The sequence below is a fragment of the Candidatus Poribacteria bacterium genome (assembly GCA_026702755.1).
GTDB lineage: Bacteria > Poribacteria > WGA-4E > WGA-4E > WGA-3G > WGA-3G.
On the sequence record JAPPBX010000090.1, the window covers coordinates 66,874 to 82,752 of the forward strand.

Sequence of the window (15,879 nt, forward strand, 5' to 3'; positions counted from 1 at the left end):
GCGTAGAAACTGCTCGTCTCTGGAATCCAATGGATGTTGTACCCTAAGGTATTATATAGAGAAGCCAAAGCATATCCAATGTTACAGGAATGAATGTAAGATTAAACAAAAAGCATCAAAGGACATTAGAGGCTATTTTTAGCACACAGATTCCAGCGACGTTGCCATGGCGGCGAATTGAAGCCCTTTTCATGGCACTTGGTGCCACAAAAGACGAGAGAAGAGGATCTTCCGTGACTTTTGAATTGAATGGGAAAACTGTCACGCTTCACCGACCGCATCCTCGGAAAGAGGCGAACCGATACCAGATACGAGACGCTCGAGATTTTTTAAAACGGGCAGGAATAACGCTATGAAAACAATGACTTATAAAGGCTATACAGCCGAAATTATCTATAGTGAAGAAGACAGTTTCTTCGTCGGTCATGTTGTTGATATTGGTGATGATATCGTCTCTTTTCACGGTGATACCGACGCGGAACTGCAGGATGCTTTTGAAGGCGTATTAGACCACTATCTTGAAGTCAAAGGGCGACCTGAGAATCCGCCCCAAAAGCACTTCGCGTGGAGATTTCTGGCGCGTCTCCGTCAAGCCTTTCACCTATAGACACACCGATGAAAAGGCATTTTAACAGGAAGACAAGTTTCTGGCGAACTAAGTCAAGACGCTGCTTATACCAATACTATTCAGCCTAAGGTGGTACTTGGTGCGGAAGGCAGCTATGTCAGACAAAAGACATCAACCTCAAATCGGAACTGAAACGACTTCGCTCCTGCTTCCGCTCGCCATCGGTGTGGTCCTGATCCTCATCAACGCGTATTGGATTGCGTTGGTCAGCGGTATCCACCACTCCCTGAACCCCGCCTATGCCTCCCTGTTTATCACCCCAATCGTCAATCTCTTTTTCGGTGTGCTGCTCAACACACTGCTAAAGCGATTCCGTCCACAGCTCGCTTTGAGCCGCGCCCAACTGCTTTTAGTCTATCAGATGTTGGTGATACTCTGTGTCGTCTCTGGACACAACCCGATGGACTTTATCTTGGGAATCCTCGCGCATCCGTTCTGGTTCGCCACCTTTGAAAACGAATACGCTGCACTTTTTCATCGGTATATTCCGTCGTGGTTCACAACCCAAGATAAAAGCGTGCTCACCGGTTTCTTTGAAGGCAATTCGAGTTTATACACAACAAAACACCTGTCAGCATGGATCGGTCCCATTCTGCTTTGGTCGTTTGTTACGTTTGTTCTCTTCTTCATTCTGATGTGCTTCAACAGCATTCAGCGTTTGCAATGGAGTGAACGGGAACGGTTAAGTTATCCGATTGCCCAACTCCCAATAGAGATGACCACGCCGCGCTTTTTCTCAAGAAGGTTGCTGTGGCTTGGGTTCGGCATCTGCGCGACGGTAGAATTGCTCAATGGATTACACTATCTGTATCCTTTTGTGCCCGGTGTGCCACTCAAAATTCCCGACTTCGGCGCGAAAATCTTCACGGCGAAACCGTGGAGTGCGATTGGTTGGCTTCCACTTTTCTTCTATCCGTGGGTCATCGGTTTGACCTTCTTTGTACCGCTCGAACTTTCATTTTCGGTCTGGTTCTTTTTCCTGTTCACAAAATTTCAGTTGATTTTAGGAAGCATCGGCGGTTGGAAATCGCTACCGGGGTTCCCCTATTACAATCAGCAGGGGATTGGGGCATGGTTGACGCTTGGGATCCTCATCCTATGGGTAAGCCGTCCACATCTCAAGACGGTGCTTACGATGGCTTTGAAGTCTGCCACCCCAACAAACGAACCCTTTCAATACCGTACTGCTCTGCTCGGTATCTTGATAGGTACTACGGTTCTCGTCTTTATTTTTCAGCAGGCGGGTATGTCCATTGGGATTCTCATCGCTTTTCTCTGTCTTTACTTTCTGATGTCTATCGCCATAACTTATGCGCGTGCAGCGGTCGGTGTGCCATATCATGAAGTCATTTGGACGCACCCCCAATTGATGCTCGTCTCAGCTTTAGGTGTTCGACGGATCGGTGCATCGAATTTAACACTTCTTTCTTTTTTATATCCGTATGTTCGGGATAACGTCTCGCACCCGATGCCGAGTCAGTTGGAAGGCTTCAAAATCGCGGAACGCGCGCCGATTTCACAGAAAAAGATGGCGATTGCTATGATTGTCGCTCTGTTGGTTGCTACCCCCATTTCGTTTTGGGCGTACTTGCATCTCATATATCAACACGGCGCGGTTCGGACGGAGGGATACATTATTGGTATCGGTTTTGAAACCTTTGAACGGATGCTTCTGCCGTGGTTGCAACAGCCACACGCCACGGATAGCACAGGATTGAGCTTCACTGCGTTTGCTTCGTTGTTTACGTTGGGATTAATGTTTCTGAGAAGACAGTTTATCTGGTTTCCTTTTCATCCAGCGGGCTATGCGCTCGGTTTATCGGCAGGAATGGTTTGGGTTTGGAGCGCGGTCTGTGTCGGTTGGATTATCAAGGCGGTTCTACTCAAATTCGGTGGGTTGCGCATCTATCGGAAGGCAGCCCCATTTTTCGTTGGCGTGATTTTGGGTGACTTTCTGACAGGAACGTTTTGGAGTTTAGTGGGTGCGGTTTTTGAGATACCTGTGTACCGGGTTTGGTATTAACACGATAATAGAGACAGAGCGACTTCTTTAACCCATCCGGCTCCACATTATCGTATCCTGTTCTTTGAGCGGACTGACATTTTTCAGTTGATACTTCAACAAGTATGTGTTAAAGTTAAAAATCGTAATGAACGTACGCTTAAACAAAAAACATCAAAGGACATTGGAGGCTATTTTTAGCACACAAGTCCCCGCTACGTTGCAATGGCGGCGTATTGAAGCCCTTTTCATGGCACTTGGGGCTACAAAAAAGGAAGGACGCGGATCAATTGTGACTTTTAAACTGAAAGATGAAGATGCCCTTTTTCATCGACCCCACCCTCAAAAAGAGGCAAAGCGATATCACGTCCGAAAAGCGAGAGAATTTTTAGAACAGGTAGGAATCACACCATGAAGACAATGACGTACAAAGACTATACCGCGAAAATTATCTATAGCGACGAAGATGAATGCTTTGTCGGTCATATTGTCAATATTGATGCAATATCAGGTTTTCACGGTGATACCGACGAAGAATTGCGCGACGCTTTTGAAAACATGGTAGAACTCTATATTGAGACACTGGAGGAACCAGAAAATCCACCGCAAAAACATTTTGCTGGGAGATTGCTATCGCGTCTACGTCAAGCACTCCATCTATAGAAGCAGCGTGTCTATTCTGCCCATTATTAGAATAAAACCGCAAGAACAAGGAATTTACCGGTGAAGACCTGCGTTATTGTTTTCGCTAAGAATCCAGTGCCGAACCAAGTCAAGACGCGGCTCGTCCCGTCCATCTCGGCGGAACAAGCGGCAGCATTATACACAGCGTTTCTCACAGATTGGTGCGAGACTCTCACCACACTCTCCGAGGTGGACCTTGTTATCACGTATACGCCCCCAGAGGCACAGGCGGATTTACAAGCGTTAATTGGAGACGGTGCCATCTATATACCACAGAGTGGAGCGGGTCTTGGGGAACGACTTACTTCAGCAACGCAGTGGGCAGAAAAATACGGCTATACGAAAATCCTACTCGTTGGATCTGACAGTCCGACGTTACCAATTTCATATATCTCACAAGCACTTACACTGCTTGACTCGCGAGACATCGCTGTCGGACCGAGTACAGATGGTGGTTATTACCTGATCGGCTTTTCTGCAGTGAACGTGGCAATGACAGTGCCATCCCTATTTGAAGACATCGCATGGAGTACAGCAAACGTTTTTCGACAAACGCTGGCGCGTATCCGTTCGCTAAAGGCAACGGTGGGACTCCTACCGCCATGGTATGACATAGATACGGCTGAAGATTTGGCGTTTTTGTATGGACATATATCGGCGATGCGACTTGCAGGTGGAACGGTGCAAGCAGTTAGAACAGAATCCCTATTAACAGAAATGTTTGATAAAAATAAGGAGAATCGATAATGGGACAATTAGATGGAAAATTTGCGATTGTAACGGGTGGAAACCGCGGTATCGGTAAAGGAATTGCGAGAGGGCTTGCCGCTGAAGGCGCGAGTCTGACGATCGCCGCAAGGAACGCCGAACTCCTTGAGCAGACGGCAAACGAATTACGTGCAAACGGCACAAAAGTGTTGGCTGTTCCGACCGATGTAACTGACGAAGCACAGATTAAAGCACTCTTTGAAAAATCGATGGACGAGTACGGTCGTTTGGACATCCTCGTAAACAATGCCGGGGCGTTTAATGCCGGTCCTATAGACGAACTCTCAACAGAGGATTGGGATTGGGTCGTCGGTGTGAACCTCCGCGCACCGTTTATCTGCACACGCGAGGCATTCGCAATTATGAAGGCACAAGGTGAAGGTGGACGCATCATCAACGTCGGTAGTATTTCTTCACATCGAGTGCGTCCTCGGACAGCACCTTACAGTGCCACTAAATTCGGGATTTGGGGATTGACGCAGGTAACAGCACTCGAAGGTAGACCGCACGGCATTACAGCGAGTTGTTTGAAACCCGGTAATACCTACGTAGAACGCCATCATAATCAGTCGCAGCCACCGGTTGAACCGATGATGGACGTTGACGAACTCGCGCAAGCCGCCGTTCTGATGGCGACGCTCCCGCCGCATATCAATATGTTAGATGCGACAGTCCTGCCGGTCGGTCAACTCTATGTCGGACGTGGGTAACGTGTGCGCTCATAAACGCGCAATCGGAGGCAATCATGCAAGTCAACCTGACTCAATTCATGGAAGAAGGCTACCTCGTTTTCCGCGAGGTAATTCCACCTGAAGAACTGGACGCACTTCGGGAAAGTTATGAACTGCTGGTATCGCGTCAGCGAGAAATCTGGGCGAGAGAACGCTCGCCACAAGATCCACCCGGTGGCGTATGGGAGACTTCACCCCAACCCCGCCTACTCCTCGGACGTGAACCGCTTGCCGGGCTTGTGGATGAAAAGACAGCGAGTGCTGTTGAGATTTGGGCACATGAAAACATGCAAGGGGTCAGCAGTGAGCTGCTCGGCGAGGAGGACGCAGGTGTCACCGAGATGATGCTCATGTGTAGTCCAGTCAAAGACTGCGGGCCCGCCACTTGGCACCGAGACCATCACCCTATTGATACCGCTCCATTACAAGGCTATATCGACGATATTGTAGAGACGAGACCACGTTATGTTCAGTGGAATCTCTCACTCTACGACGACAGTGTGTTGTGGGTACTTCCCGGTAGCCACCTACGCGTCAATACTGAAGCGGAAAATGAACTATTGCTGGCGGATCCGAAGGTGCCGTTACCGGGCGCGGTTCAAACACATCTGAACGCAGGCGACGGTGTCGTCTACATTCTACCGATTTTGCACTGGGGAAGCAACTACAGCCGCAAGATGCGGCGCACGATTCACGGTGGGTTTTCAAACTTCACGCACTATCCATCACTTGATTACGTAGATTATGTTTCACCGTCCGTACAAGAAAAGTTTGATCGATGGAACGAACGCAGCAATCAAATGCAAGTGAGTACTGAAAAGGCACTGCGGGCATCTATCGAAAAGAGTGCCGATGCCTACGACGCTGCACTTGAACAACTGCATCCAGATCGAGGCGAAAAAGGGAAGATGCTCTCAACCGTCTTTTTGTGCAAAGCTGCCTGTTTTGTCGCACTGATGCACGGTTGCGAACTCGCAGACATTCCCGATGACCTCCAGAATCGTGGCAAAGGTTTCCACGCTATTACCCTCAATTGGGGACCCCCCTTCGCCGAACGGTTTACTAAGGAAGAAGCAACCACCCTATGGGAACGTTTTAAGCTACTCGACGCGCTTCTCAAGACCGACGAAGAGCTGTATTTACCGGGTTTCCAATCCGGTCCGATGCATTACTATTTCAATGAAATGCCTGCCAATTTCGGTGTTGCAGATTTCATTAAAACGTGGGAACTATAGCGGTAAACCGAGCATTCCGCTCAGATAGAAATACGCTTCCTCAGTATAGCGCGGCAGATTTTCTGGATCTTCGACTTCCAATTCTAATGTCAGGTCGCCTTGGTAGTCTATCTCTTGGAGCGTTTCGATGATCTGTTTGAGCCTAAGTTCCCCACGTCCAATGCCGACAGATACGGAGCCGAGATGGTCCTTGAGATGTATCGCATAGATGCGGGAACCGAATTGACGAATCGCGGCAAGTGTGTCCACGCCGGACGAATGGAAATGTCCTGTATCTATGCAGACTCCCACCCGCTCATCAGGAATAGCATCTAACACTGTTTGGAAATCCTCCGCTTGCTCAAGCACATTCCCGTGGTGCGGTTCAAGCGTCAACTTGATTTGACTCTCTGTTGGCATACGCTGCAACACCTCGCGGACACAAGCAGTAACCCTGTCCAATGCCCCGGGTTCTGTTCTACGTTGTGCACCGCTTGTTGTTAGATGTGTCGCGCCGAGTCCTTCAGCGATTTCAACACACCTTGCGATTGCCTCCGCACGTACATCAACATCGGCATTGTCCTGTCCACCCCACCCAGGTGGATAGAGTCCGGCACATTTCATGCCAGATGCGTCAATCTTCGCCTTCATAGCGTCTATATCAAACGCGTGTGCGGCATCTACGCTCCATATAAGCGGTCCATGAATTTCCATCAGTCGATAGCCGATCTGTGGTGCGTATTCTAAGGTTGCAGCAACTTCATCTTCGGCATAACCTCGATAACAAATAGAAGCACAGATAATGTCCATAAAAATTCCTTTCTATCAAGTCTGGAACGGCTCAAAAAGATGTACAGCCCTATCAACTATCATATCAGTCGCATGTATTCATCGTGTGTTCCAATCCAAAACCAGAAGAAAGTGCCCTCTCTTTCAGAAGCGAGCGTACGATATTTAGGACCGACCCTCGCCGACCAATAGATACGCACCTTTTTCAATGCTAAAGATGGATGCTGTGGATTTTGTTTTAGCAATTCAAAACTTTTGTCAGCGAGCCGCTGAACATGGTGAGGAAGGTCCCGATAATGTTTCCGAAAACGTTGCGTTTTTACGTGTTTTATATATCTTCGCATTTACCTGCTCGAAAATCAGTGAGTGCCTCTTTCGCGAATCGTTTAAATTTTCCAGCCTTAGCGTCTTCTTCAAATTGCTTATCCCACATTTCCGCTTCCACCTTATATATTGCCAAGCACTCGTGAAGTTCAATTTCCAACACTTTCAACAATTCCTCTTTCGTTTTTCTTTCACAATTTACCTCGGGAAGTTCTTGTATCCACCCAATCCATCCATCACCGTTTTGCTCAGCATGGACCGTGTAAATCTCGTCAAATCCCTGTTCTTGGACTTCAATAGTATGAACCAGCTCCATAGTGTAACTCCTTATTATGTAATAGTTTCAAATATGCTCTATTATATCCCATAAAAAAGTTAATTGTCAAACAATTTTCTTGAAAAATTGAATAAACAAGGTATAATAAACCGTATAATCAGCAGACTTGGAGTATAGTAAAAAGTGATTCAACAAATCGAAATAACCTTACCTGAATACCCGCGCGGCTTTCATCTGGTTACAGATGAGATTATGAAATCGCTCGGTGAATTGCCGAAAGAAGGTATCCTACATCTCTTCATTAAGCACACGTCCGCAGGATTGACCATCAACGAAAACGACGATCCGACGGTCCGCGAGGATTTTGCTAACAGTTTCGATCAGCTCGTCAAAGAGCGTGAACCATTTTATAAACACACAATAGAAGGCGATGACGATATGCCAGCACATATCAAAGCGTCGCTTGTCGGCTTTACCGTCTCCGTCCCGATTACTGACCATCGCCTCAATTTAGGTATATGGCAAGGCATCTATCTCTGCGAATTTCGGAATTGTGGTGGTAGGCGACACTTAGTAGCGACGCTCTATTCTTAGTGTTAGGTAGGTTCGTAGTCGTGCGATTCATCGCACGTCCCAAACGGGAGAACGTGAATTGCCGTACTACGAACCTGATGGACTTCAATTTGAAACTTGATAAAGCACTACAAAGTGCTATAGAGTTCAGCGTGTCGCTTCAGCACCGCATCGGAATCCGGTGGGTTGATAACCTCTATGGAGATAAATCCGTTATATCCGTCTTCAGCAAGGAGCGTGAGCGAATCTCTTTCTGTATCGGGTAGTGGTCCGTCGTCCCCGAAGTTGACATGTGCGTGTCGGACTTTGCCACGCAGATGGACATACGCCACATTGATGGGTTCTCCGTGCCGGACATGATGCGCTGCGTGCCAATTCACAAAAGTGTTCTGTGCTTCAGCGCGATGCAGTGTCTCCGCAACGTAGCTGCCGATGAGGTTGCCGTGTGTCTCTAAACAGAGTGCAACGCCTGCGTCGCCTGCCAATCCATCACATTCACGAATGCCATCCGCTTCCCAATCCAAAGTTTGGGATACTTCAACTGGAGTCTCTGGTACCCTATCCCCAAAGATACGGATATTCGCTGCGCCCATGGTTGCTGCAAGATCAATGTAACGCTTGAGGAGTTCAACTTGCTCGGCACGTTTGCTCGCGTCTGGATCAATGAACCGGACACCCGTTGCGATGCAGGAGAGATCAATCCCGCTATCGACAAATTGGGCGCGCGCGTCGCTGAGTTGTTGTGGTGTAGAATCCAGTTCGACACCGTGTCCGTGATCCCACTCGACGCGAAGTTCCAAGTGTTTATAGTCATACTGTTTCGCTTTGTCAATGAGTTCCGCCAATGTTAGCGGCGGACAGACAGACGACATGAAACCAAATTGCATGTAAAGCCTCCAATTTTGTTAGGTTAACCTTGAATTTTAACAGATGAACTGCCGTTTCCTTTTTTATTAACTTGAATTTTGACAGGTAAGCGTCTCGTTAATTCCTGAATATGGCTGATGAGGAAGATGTTCCGTCCCTGCATGCGGAGTCCTTCAAGTGCAGCGATAGCAATGTCGAGCGTCTCGGTATCAAGCGTGCCAAATCCCTCGTCAAGGAACAACGAATTGAGTTGTGCCCGCCCACGACTGAGTTCAGAGAGCGCGAGTGCCAAAGCGAGGCTCGTCAGAAACGATTCTCCACCGGAGAGTGTCTCAACGGGACGTTTTTCATTCGCATTCCAGCGATCAACAACAGATAAGTCACCGATAGTTTCGACTTCAAGTTGGTACCGCTCTGAGGTGAGATATTTGAGTTGTTCATTTGCTAAACTGACCATTTGCCTGAACATAATCTCCAGCGCGAAATCACGTAAGTCATTAGCGGGAATTGTCTTCTGTAACCTCCGCCAGCGTTTCCATTCTTGTTTAGCCTCTTGTGCCTCAGCCTCAAGATTTTCACGTTCCTGAAGCGCATTTTGCAAATTGTTTACTATTTGCCGTTGTTCACCAACTTTTTGCTGCGCCTCTTGGAACTGCACTTCAATTTCTTCGGCTTGGGTTTCAATATCCACTAATACCTCCGACAATGCTGCATCGTGTGCTTCTGACCAGTTAAATTCTGCGTTCTCTAATCTATTAAAATAAGCTTGGCATGCCGTTTCAAATCTTTCAGCACATTCACCACACCGCACTTCGCAAATCTCGTGAGCAATTTGCGTTTCTGTTAGCAGGTTTTGGCTCTCCTGCAATTGACGATCAGCATTATCGCGCTCCACCTCTTTGGTCTGCATGTCAGCTTCTAACGCCTCAATAGCGACGTTAATCTCGTCTTCTGTTTCCAAACCACCAGTTATTTCGCGAGCTGCCTCCAAAAACGCTTCCCCCTCGGCCCGATATGCATCTATTTCGGTTTGCAATACTTCGCGGCGTTCTCTCAGGTTTTCAAGGTTGCCTTCGTCTGCCGTGATTTCCGTATTAAGCACCTGAAGTCGTGCCTCTGCATTCCGACGTTCGTCTTCACGGATCCCAATCGCTTCGATCATATTGTTAAACTCATCTACAGCCTCTTGTGGTGCAACACCATGAAAAGCGTCAGGTAGCAACTCCCAAAAACGCGACTCTGTAGATGCGATACCCGCTTGTAAATCTTCAACGGCATCGCTGAGTTCGCTCAACTGCATTTCAGTTTCATTCAGAGATTCGGTGTCGCGAGCGATGTCGTTGTCACAGGTTTCAAGTCGTTGTGTTGCTGTTTCGCAATTATGCGTTGCTTGTGTGTGGACTTGCCTGGCGGTTTCAAGAGCTGCGATAGCAGTATCCGCGTCGTCAACCTGCTCGGCTGTCCAGGCAGATGAAACATCTGCATCTGGATAGATCTCTCGCCACTCTGTGAGAAGCTGCGTTGTCTCGTCTTGCAGTGTTTCTATTTCGGTAGCGCATTCCATAATTTGTTCAGCAGTATTGCGGCTATTTTGTTCAGTTCTCGCCTGTCTCGTTTGTAAATCCCGAATCCGATTTTGTGCGGACTGTGCGACATCTCTGGCATTTGTTAATGCAGTTTCAGCATCTTGCAGCAAATTCTCAGCTTCAGGTTCCACGACATCAACACAGGGATGATCTGTTGCACCACACACCGAGCAGGGTTCTCCCGGTTGAAGCCGTTGCCGAAGTTGATTGATTGGATTTGCTAAAAGTGCTGATTCTCGTGCATCTTCACAACGTTGAACTGCATCTTCCTCCCGCTGGCACACCTCCGCTTGGCTTGTCAATTCATTTTCGATCTGTGCAAGTATCGTATCTAATTCTGTATTCGCCACATTCAATTCATGCAAACGGTCTTCGGAGTTCGCTAAGTTACTGTTTGCTGTTTCATATCTCTGAGCGATGGGTTGTGCCTGGAGTGCCTGCTGTCTGCGGGTATTCCAATCTTCACGAGTTCCATCTGTCTGTAAATTGTCCAATTCAGCTTCGGCGTTTCCCAATGCAGTTACCGCTTCTGCTTGTTCCGCGAGGCGTTCTTCACGATTCCTGAATAACGTCTCTAATCTGTTTTCCAAAGACGATACTCTTTCGACACAATCATCCCTACTGACCGATCTATCCTCTAACTGATTTTGTAGTGCATCAAGTTGTGCCAGAAAACCGGTGGCTCGGTTAAGACGTTGTTGCCGATCTGATGGAAGCGAATTTTCGTTCAAAAAACGCTGTGCATTTTCAATCTGTTCGTTTAACTGTTCTTGCTCAGTCCGTCCGTCGCTTAATTGGTTCTCCAATGTGTTAATCTGCTCTGTCAAATTCGTCAAATCTGAAGTTCGCTTATCCACTTCCGCAAACCGATCTTCCGCTCGTCCTATATTTGGTCTCGCTTCAGCGTAGTTCCGCATCCTCCGATCTCGCTCAGTGGATGCAGCGGCGTACGATGCCTGCACCTCGTCAAAAACGGTTTGATTGGTTTCAACTTGTTCCTTTGCAGCAGTTCTATCTGCTGCTGCCGAACGGAGTTCAACCTCTGCATTTGCAAGTTCTAATCTTGCCCGAATTCGTTGCCTATTCGCATCTAATACTTCAGATTGCCTTTGCAAACTAACAAGTCTCTCTCTAGCTGCGTCTATCTCATGTGAAGATACCCGAATTCGATTGCCTCTTTCGTTGACTTCCTCATGCACCGCTTCAAGCTGGCTAACTTTGTCGTTTAGCGTCTGTTTGAGTAAATCATAGTCATAGCTGTCTATGGTTGCTTCCAAAATCGCCCGTCGCTCTTCTTTGCTTGCCTTTAAAAACGCCGCGAATTCGCCTTGCGCTAACATAACAGAGCGTTTGAAAGCACCAAAATCAAGCCCTAAGATAGATTCTACCTCTTGAGCAACATTGGTGGTGATTAACTCGTCGGAATCATTAAACAATTGTGATTGCGGAGAGCGGTTGCGCCTAATGGACCACGTCGCATGGTAACGGGTATTGTTTGCCTCAAAATGTATTTCAGCAAAGCCCTCCGTTTCACCGTGGCTGATAAGGTGTCTTGGATGTTGATTTGTAGTTCCACTCAACCTTGGTGTCTTTCCATAAAGGGCGACACAAATAGCATCCAACAGCGTTGTCTTTCCAGCACCTGTTGGACCGGTAATCGCTACAAGAGACGCGTCATCCAACGGCGGATTTTCAAAATCAATTGCAACTGGGTCCCGAAAACTATTTAGATTTTTAAGTTTCAATTTGCATATTTTCATTCAAATTCCTCAACAAGTTGGACTAATTCACTGAATGTTTGCGCCAAGGTCTCATCCGGTGGTTCACCTTCGAATTTTGCTCTGTGAAACTGTGCAAAGATTTCTTTCGGACGTTTCATGTCTTCAACGGGGATCGTCGGTCCCTGCGCCATTTCTGGCAGTTCAAGCTCAACGCTCAAAACCTCACCGCCACGGTCTCCGAATTGCTTCCGAATTTCATCGCTGATGCCGACCCTTGGTGCATCTAATTTCAGTTTAACCTGTATATACTTTCCATCCCACTTTCCTTTCTTTGCTTCTGATAAAACCGAATCTTCGTCACCTGTGATAGTGCACAACTCTTTGAAGATATCAATTTCAATTCCCTTATCTTGTTTCAGTGTGCCTTCATCAGACAACTCTAACAGATACACCTTTTTGCGATAACCCGTTTCGTTGAACCTTAGCGGAATTGGTGAACCGGAATAACGGATTGGATAATCGGTACCGTTGATCGTCTGTGGTCTATGGAGGTGTCCGAGAGCGACATAACTCACATTCTCAGGGAAATCGCTTGCGTGGGTAGCGGTCGCGCCACCGATCTGTACATTTCGTTCGGAATCCCCTATTTTTCCACCTTGAACGAAGAGGTGTCCCATCAAAATTTTCGGGAGTTCTGCTGGCATGGCAGCAACGCAATCCGCATAGAACGCCTTAAGCCATTCCCGATACCGTTCGTTCCTATCCGCCTCCGCTTCATACGAAAGGTGTCGGAGATCGCTTTCGGAAAGATATGGAACAGCCGCAATAGCAATCCGAGGATTGTCAGGCGGAAGGGCAACGACGCAGTCAGCAACCTCATTTGCGAGACCGACGACGTGGATTCTACCCATTTTGAGGAATTCACGTGGAGCTTCCAGGTGCCGAGCGGAGTCGTGATTGCCAGCGGTAATCACTGTATAAGTATCCGTTTTATTAAAAAGGCGGTAGAGGAACCCGTAATAGAGGTTTGTTGCTTCTGCTGACGGAAGGGAGGTGTCAAAAATATCGCCTGAAACGAGGAGGAGCTCAACGTTATGCTCTTGGATTGTGTTAAGAAGCCAGTCGAGGAATTGCTCGTGTTCATCAAGCCGGGAACGTTCGTGGAGGCGTTGTCCGATGTGCCAATCGGCGGTGTGCAGAATTCTCATGTTTTGTGTACGCTTACTACCTGTTAAAGATTATTCCAAGGATTTAATACGCACTATCATAACAAACCTTGAGTCTTTTTTCAAACAAATTAATCGTTGTCCAAAAAAGCGGCGTGTGCTAAATTAAAACCTACTCTAAACTCGATTGTTCTCATGCTCGTTGTCTACAACGAAATCCAATATTTTTCGGATAAGAACATAGATTTCCCAATGATACCATCGCGGGAAACAAGGAGTTAGTCTCATGAAAGACAACAAACGAACCTTAACCCCAGAACTCGAAGAGATGGAAGTCTACGGCGAAACGCGGGTCGGATGGGACGAGCACACACCCGTCAATGAAACTGTTGATGCTGACGGAAACCCGCCCCCCGGCAATAGAGGATTCGGCGTAGCAGATCCGAACTCGCCCAAGCGTCGGGTCTACGACGATCCAGGGGTCGAAACCCTACGCGAAAAACTGCGCGAACACAACGGTATTCGCGGACTTGAAATCTGCGAACCCCACGAAACCAAGAAGATCGCTCGAATTTTCCATCGTGATGGTTTTGCCGTCGTCAAAGACCTTCTCAATCCTGAGGAACTCGCGCGCTGGAGAGAAGGGTGTGCTGAAGCACTGCGCGATATTCTCTCCATACCGGGACCCGGGAACAGAAAATACACAGCCGAAACCGGACGGCTGCCACACCGCTATAGTTACGGCACCTCTTCCGCTTCAAGGCAGATGCTGCACCACTCTGCTTGGGCAAGCATGATTGACTTGCCGACGACCACGCCAATCGTCGCAGAAATTTTCGGCTCTTCAGATTATCGGGTCTGGGGTTCAGGTGGCGACCTCTGCCTCCCCGGCGCGATAGAGTATCAACACTTGCATTCCGATGGTAGGGACCCACAACACCTTTCCGAAGCGCGTATCAAGCAAGCCGAATTACTCGGTGCTCAACTCCATAGAGATGATAACGGGAACCTTGATGTCCCCTCACAGAAACTGATTATGGAGATGACCCCACCTACTGTCACGATTAACTTCATCATGTGCGATCTAACGTGGGAAAATGGTCCGATCCGTCAGATTCCAGGGACACATACACTGCAGCAGAATCCCCCACCTCCGGGTGACGAACCCGATTGGATGAAACATTCAACGCTCGTCGGTGCAACAGCGGGTTCTGGTGTGTTCCGAGATAATCGGGCATGGCACGGCGCAACCCCGAACCTCTCAAAAGAAATTCGTGCCCTACCAAACGTCGAGTACGCTGCGCCGTGGCGCACACAACACGGTTTCAGTAGGATTATGCCCCACGAAATCTGGGAGACCTTGACACCGTACGCCCAGAAATTGTGTGACTGGATTAAGGCGGATCCAGGTGTTTGGCCCCCCGGTGCCGGTATCATGCACCCGCTATCAAGTAAGCGTGCAGAAGCAGCAAAGGGATAGGACAATCAAGTTAGGAGGAGATAACATAATGTTAAATTGGGGCGTTATGGGCGCAGGCGGTATCGCTTATGTTTTTTGTAATGGAATGCGTTTCACAGACAGCGGACAGATTCTCGCTGTTGCGAGTCGCACCCAATCTCGTATGGACAGACTTGTCAACGATTTCGATATTCCCCGCCAATACAACGATTACGCTGATCTGTTGACGGATGATGATATTGATGCTGTCTACATTGCCACGATTCATCCACTTCACGCGGAGTGGGCGATAAAGTGCGCGGAAGCAGGAAAACATCTTCTCGTCGAGAAACCGGTCAGTATGAATCACGCCGAAGCTGCTGCTATGGTAGATGCAGCACGCGAAAATGACGTATTTTTCATGGAAGCCTTTATGTCCCGGTGCCATCCACAGATAGCAAAAATGGTTGAACTGATACAAGATGGCACCATCGGCGAGGTCCAGGTCATTCGAGCAACTTTCGGCTACCGCTCAGGTTTCAATCCACAAAGTCGCATCTATAACCGTGAAATGGGGGGCGGTGGTATCCTTGACATCGGGTGTTATACCGCCTCAATGGCACGAAAAGTTGCAGGTGCAGCAGCAAACAAACTATTTCTGAATCCTATCTCTGTAAAAGGGAACGGAAAAATCGGTCCCACAGGTGTTGACCAGATCGCAGCAGCGACCCTGAAATTTGAGAACGATATTATCGCTGAGATCATTTGCGCCGTTGAATGCAACTATGGCAGTAACGTCACCATCTACGGTACAGAGGGGACACTAACAATCCCGAACCCGTGGCTGCCGTCATCGCCTTGCCGTGGTGCGCGGGAACCGCTGCCGCTCGATACAACCTTCCCCGCAACGCAGCTGATCGTTCAATCGGCCCAAAGTCGGGAAACGACTGAAGTGACGATACCCGTTGATAGGGATCTATTTACTTATGAAGCCGATACCGTCGCTGCGCACATCCCGGACCGACAGGCACCAGCAATGTCTTGGGACGACACGCTCGGTAACATGCAAGTGCTGGACGCTTGGCTCTCAGAAGTAGGGGTCGTTCATTGA

At 48.2% G+C, this 15,879-nt stretch carries 17 protein-coding genes; 11 read left to right on the top strand and 6 right to left on the bottom strand.

The genetic code is table 11. From position 1 onward, the window contains the following. Positions 1-89 precede the first annotated feature (89 nt). From OXH39_17350 to OXH39_17385, 8 genes are all read left to right on the top strand, one after another. Positions 90-356, top strand: a complete 267-nt coding sequence (locus OXH39_17350; protein MCY3552231.1) for a type II toxin-antitoxin system HicA family toxin — start codon at positions 90-92, stop codon at positions 354-356. After that, complete coding sequence (locus OXH39_17355; protein MCY3552232.1) at positions 353-607, top strand: toxin-antitoxin system HicB family antitoxin; 255 nt, start codon at positions 353-355, stop codon at positions 605-607. The genes OXH39_17350 and OXH39_17355 overlap by 4 nt, the downstream gene beginning before the upstream one ends. A 115-nt stretch (positions 608-722) precedes the next feature. Continuing rightward, positions 723-2,651 carry a hypothetical protein gene (locus tag OXH39_17360; protein ID MCY3552233.1) on the top strand — a complete coding sequence of 643 codons (1,929 nt, stop codon included), beginning with the start codon at positions 723-725 and terminating at the stop codon, positions 2,649-2,651. A 127-nt stretch (positions 2,652-2,778) separates the two neighbouring features. Next, a complete protein-coding gene (locus OXH39_17365) occupies positions 2,779-3,045 on the top strand; it encodes a type II toxin-antitoxin system HicA family toxin (GenBank protein MCY3552234.1) in 267 nt (88 codons plus the stop codon). Then, on the top strand, positions 3,042-3,293 hold the full coding sequence (locus OXH39_17370) for a toxin-antitoxin system HicB family antitoxin (GenBank protein MCY3552235.1): 252 nt from the start codon (positions 3,042-3,044) through the stop codon (positions 3,291-3,293). Before OXH39_17365 ends, OXH39_17370 begins: the two co-directional genes overlap by 4 nt. 60 nt (positions 3,294-3,353) lie before the next feature. After that, the gene (locus OXH39_17375; protein MCY3552236.1) at positions 3,354-4,061 is read left to right on the top strand and encodes a TIGR04282 family arsenosugar biosynthesis glycosyltransferase; all 708 of its coding nucleotides are present in this window, start codon (positions 3,354-3,356) and stop codon (positions 4,059-4,061) included. Beyond that, the gene (locus OXH39_17380; protein ID MCY3552237.1) at positions 4,061-4,792 is read left to right on the top strand and encodes an SDR family NAD(P)-dependent oxidoreductase; all 732 of its coding nucleotides are present in this window, start codon (positions 4,061-4,063) and stop codon (positions 4,790-4,792) included. The genes OXH39_17375 and OXH39_17380 overlap by 1 nt, the downstream gene beginning before the upstream one ends. A 35-nt stretch (positions 4,793-4,827) precedes the next feature. Further along, positions 4,828-6,048 (top strand): phytanoyl-CoA dioxygenase family protein, encoded by a 1,221-nt coding sequence (locus OXH39_17385; protein MCY3552238.1) that lies wholly within the window; start codon positions 4,828-4,830, stop codon positions 6,046-6,048. Here the strand turns inward: OXH39_17385 and OXH39_17390 are convergent. Genes OXH39_17390 through OXH39_17400 form a run of 3 tightly spaced genes read right to left on the bottom strand, consistent with a single transcriptional unit; the run spans position 6,043 to position 7,456 of the window. After that, positions 6,043-6,837 (bottom strand): sugar phosphate isomerase/epimerase, encoded by a 795-nt coding sequence (locus OXH39_17390; protein ID MCY3552239.1) that lies wholly within the window; start codon positions 6,835-6,837, stop codon positions 6,043-6,045. The genes OXH39_17385 and OXH39_17390 overlap by 6 nt on opposite strands. Before the next feature lie 59 nt (positions 6,838-6,896). Next, positions 6,897-7,160 (bottom strand): hypothetical protein, encoded by a 264-nt coding sequence (locus OXH39_17395; GenBank protein MCY3552240.1) that lies wholly within the window; start codon positions 7,158-7,160, stop codon positions 6,897-6,899. Next, complete coding sequence (locus OXH39_17400) at positions 7,145-7,456, bottom strand: hypothetical protein (protein ID MCY3552241.1); 312 nt, start codon at positions 7,454-7,456, stop codon at positions 7,145-7,147. Before OXH39_17400 ends, OXH39_17395 begins: the two co-directional genes overlap by 16 nt. Before the next feature lie 144 nt (positions 7,457-7,600). Here OXH39_17400 and OXH39_17405 point away from each other — a divergent pair, with 144 nt between their 5' ends. Then, a complete protein-coding gene (locus OXH39_17405; GenBank protein MCY3552242.1) occupies positions 7,601-8,011 on the top strand; it encodes a secondary thiamine-phosphate synthase enzyme YjbQ in 411 nt (136 codons plus the stop codon). 107 nt (positions 8,012-8,118) lie between these two features. On the opposite strand, the gene OXH39_17410 is transcribed toward OXH39_17405, so the two are convergent. The 3 genes from OXH39_17410 to sbcD are packed head-to-tail and all read right to left on the bottom strand — an operon-like array spanning position 8,119 to position 13,372. Beyond that, positions 8,119-8,877 carry a sugar phosphate isomerase/epimerase gene (locus OXH39_17410; GenBank protein MCY3552243.1) on the bottom strand — a complete coding sequence of 253 codons (759 nt, stop codon included), beginning with the start codon at positions 8,875-8,877 and terminating at the stop codon, positions 8,119-8,121. Positions 8,878-8,900: 23 nt separating this feature from the next. Beyond that, positions 8,901-12,203, bottom strand: coding sequence for an AAA family ATPase (locus tag OXH39_17415; GenBank protein MCY3552244.1), 3,303 nt, complete (start codon positions 12,201-12,203; stop codon positions 8,901-8,903). Beyond that, positions 12,200-13,372, bottom strand: a complete 1,173-nt coding sequence (gene sbcD / locus OXH39_17420) for an exonuclease subunit SbcD (GenBank protein MCY3552245.1) — start codon at positions 13,370-13,372, stop codon at positions 12,200-12,202. The genes OXH39_17415 and sbcD overlap by 4 nt, the downstream gene beginning before the upstream one ends. Before the next feature lie 244 nt (positions 13,373-13,616). Between sbcD and OXH39_17425 the strand changes: the two genes are divergently transcribed. Further along, entirely contained in the window at positions 13,617-14,810 is a 1,194-nt protein-coding gene (locus OXH39_17425; GenBank protein MCY3552246.1) for a phytanoyl-CoA dioxygenase family protein, read from the top strand. A 28-nt stretch (positions 14,811-14,838) separates the two neighbouring features. Further along, positions 14,839-15,879: a Gfo/Idh/MocA family oxidoreductase gene (locus tag OXH39_17430; protein MCY3552247.1), complete on the top strand. Its 1,041-nt coding sequence runs from the start codon at positions 14,839-14,841 to the stop codon at positions 15,877-15,879.

Excerpts from the sequence above, each read along its gene's own strand:
- OXH39_17350 (MCY3552231.1), top strand. The coding sequence starts at position 90 with ATGAATGTAAGATTAAACAAAAAGCATCAAAGGACATTAGAGGCTATT.
- OXH39_17355 (MCY3552232.1), top strand. The coding sequence starts at position 353 with ATGAAAACAATGACTTATAAAGGCTATACAGCCGAAATTATCTATAGT.
- OXH39_17360 (MCY3552233.1), top strand. The coding sequence starts at position 723 with ATGTCAGACAAAAGACATCAACCTCAAATCGGAACTGAAACGACTTCG.
- OXH39_17365 (MCY3552234.1), top strand. The coding sequence starts at position 2,779 with ATGAACGTACGCTTAAACAAAAAACATCAAAGGACATTGGAGGCTATT.
- OXH39_17370 (MCY3552235.1), top strand. The coding sequence starts at position 3,042 with ATGAAGACAATGACGTACAAAGACTATACCGCGAAAATTATCTATAGC.
- OXH39_17380 (MCY3552237.1), top strand. The coding sequence starts at position 4,061 with ATGGGACAATTAGATGGAAAATTTGCGATTGTAACGGGTGGAAACCGC.
- OXH39_17385 (MCY3552238.1), top strand. The coding sequence starts at position 4,828 with ATGCAAGTCAACCTGACTCAATTCATGGAAGAAGGCTACCTCGTTTTC.
- OXH39_17390 (MCY3552239.1), bottom strand. The coding sequence starts at position 6,837 with ATGGACATTATCTGTGCTTCTATTTGTTATCGAGGTTATGCCGAAGAT.
- OXH39_17395 (MCY3552240.1), bottom strand. The coding sequence starts at position 7,160 with ATGCGAAGATATATAAAACACGTAAAAACGCAACGTTTTCGGAAACAT.
- OXH39_17400 (MCY3552241.1), bottom strand. The coding sequence starts at position 7,456 with ATGGAGCTGGTTCATACTATTGAAGTCCAAGAACAGGGATTTGACGAG.
- OXH39_17410 (MCY3552243.1), bottom strand. The coding sequence starts at position 8,877 with ATGCAATTTGGTTTCATGTCGTCTGTCTGTCCGCCGCTAACATTGGCG.
- OXH39_17415 (MCY3552244.1), bottom strand. The coding sequence starts at position 12,203 with ATGAAAATATGCAAATTGAAACTTAAAAATCTAAATAGTTTTCGGGAC.
- sbcD (MCY3552245.1), bottom strand. The coding sequence starts at position 13,372 with ATGAGAATTCTGCACACCGCCGATTGGCACATCGGACAACGCCTCCAC.
- OXH39_17425 (MCY3552246.1), top strand. The coding sequence starts at position 13,617 with ATGAAAGACAACAAACGAACCTTAACCCCAGAACTCGAAGAGATGGAA.
- OXH39_17430 (MCY3552247.1), top strand. The coding sequence starts at position 14,839 with ATGTTAAATTGGGGCGTTATGGGCGCAGGCGGTATCGCTTATGTTTTT.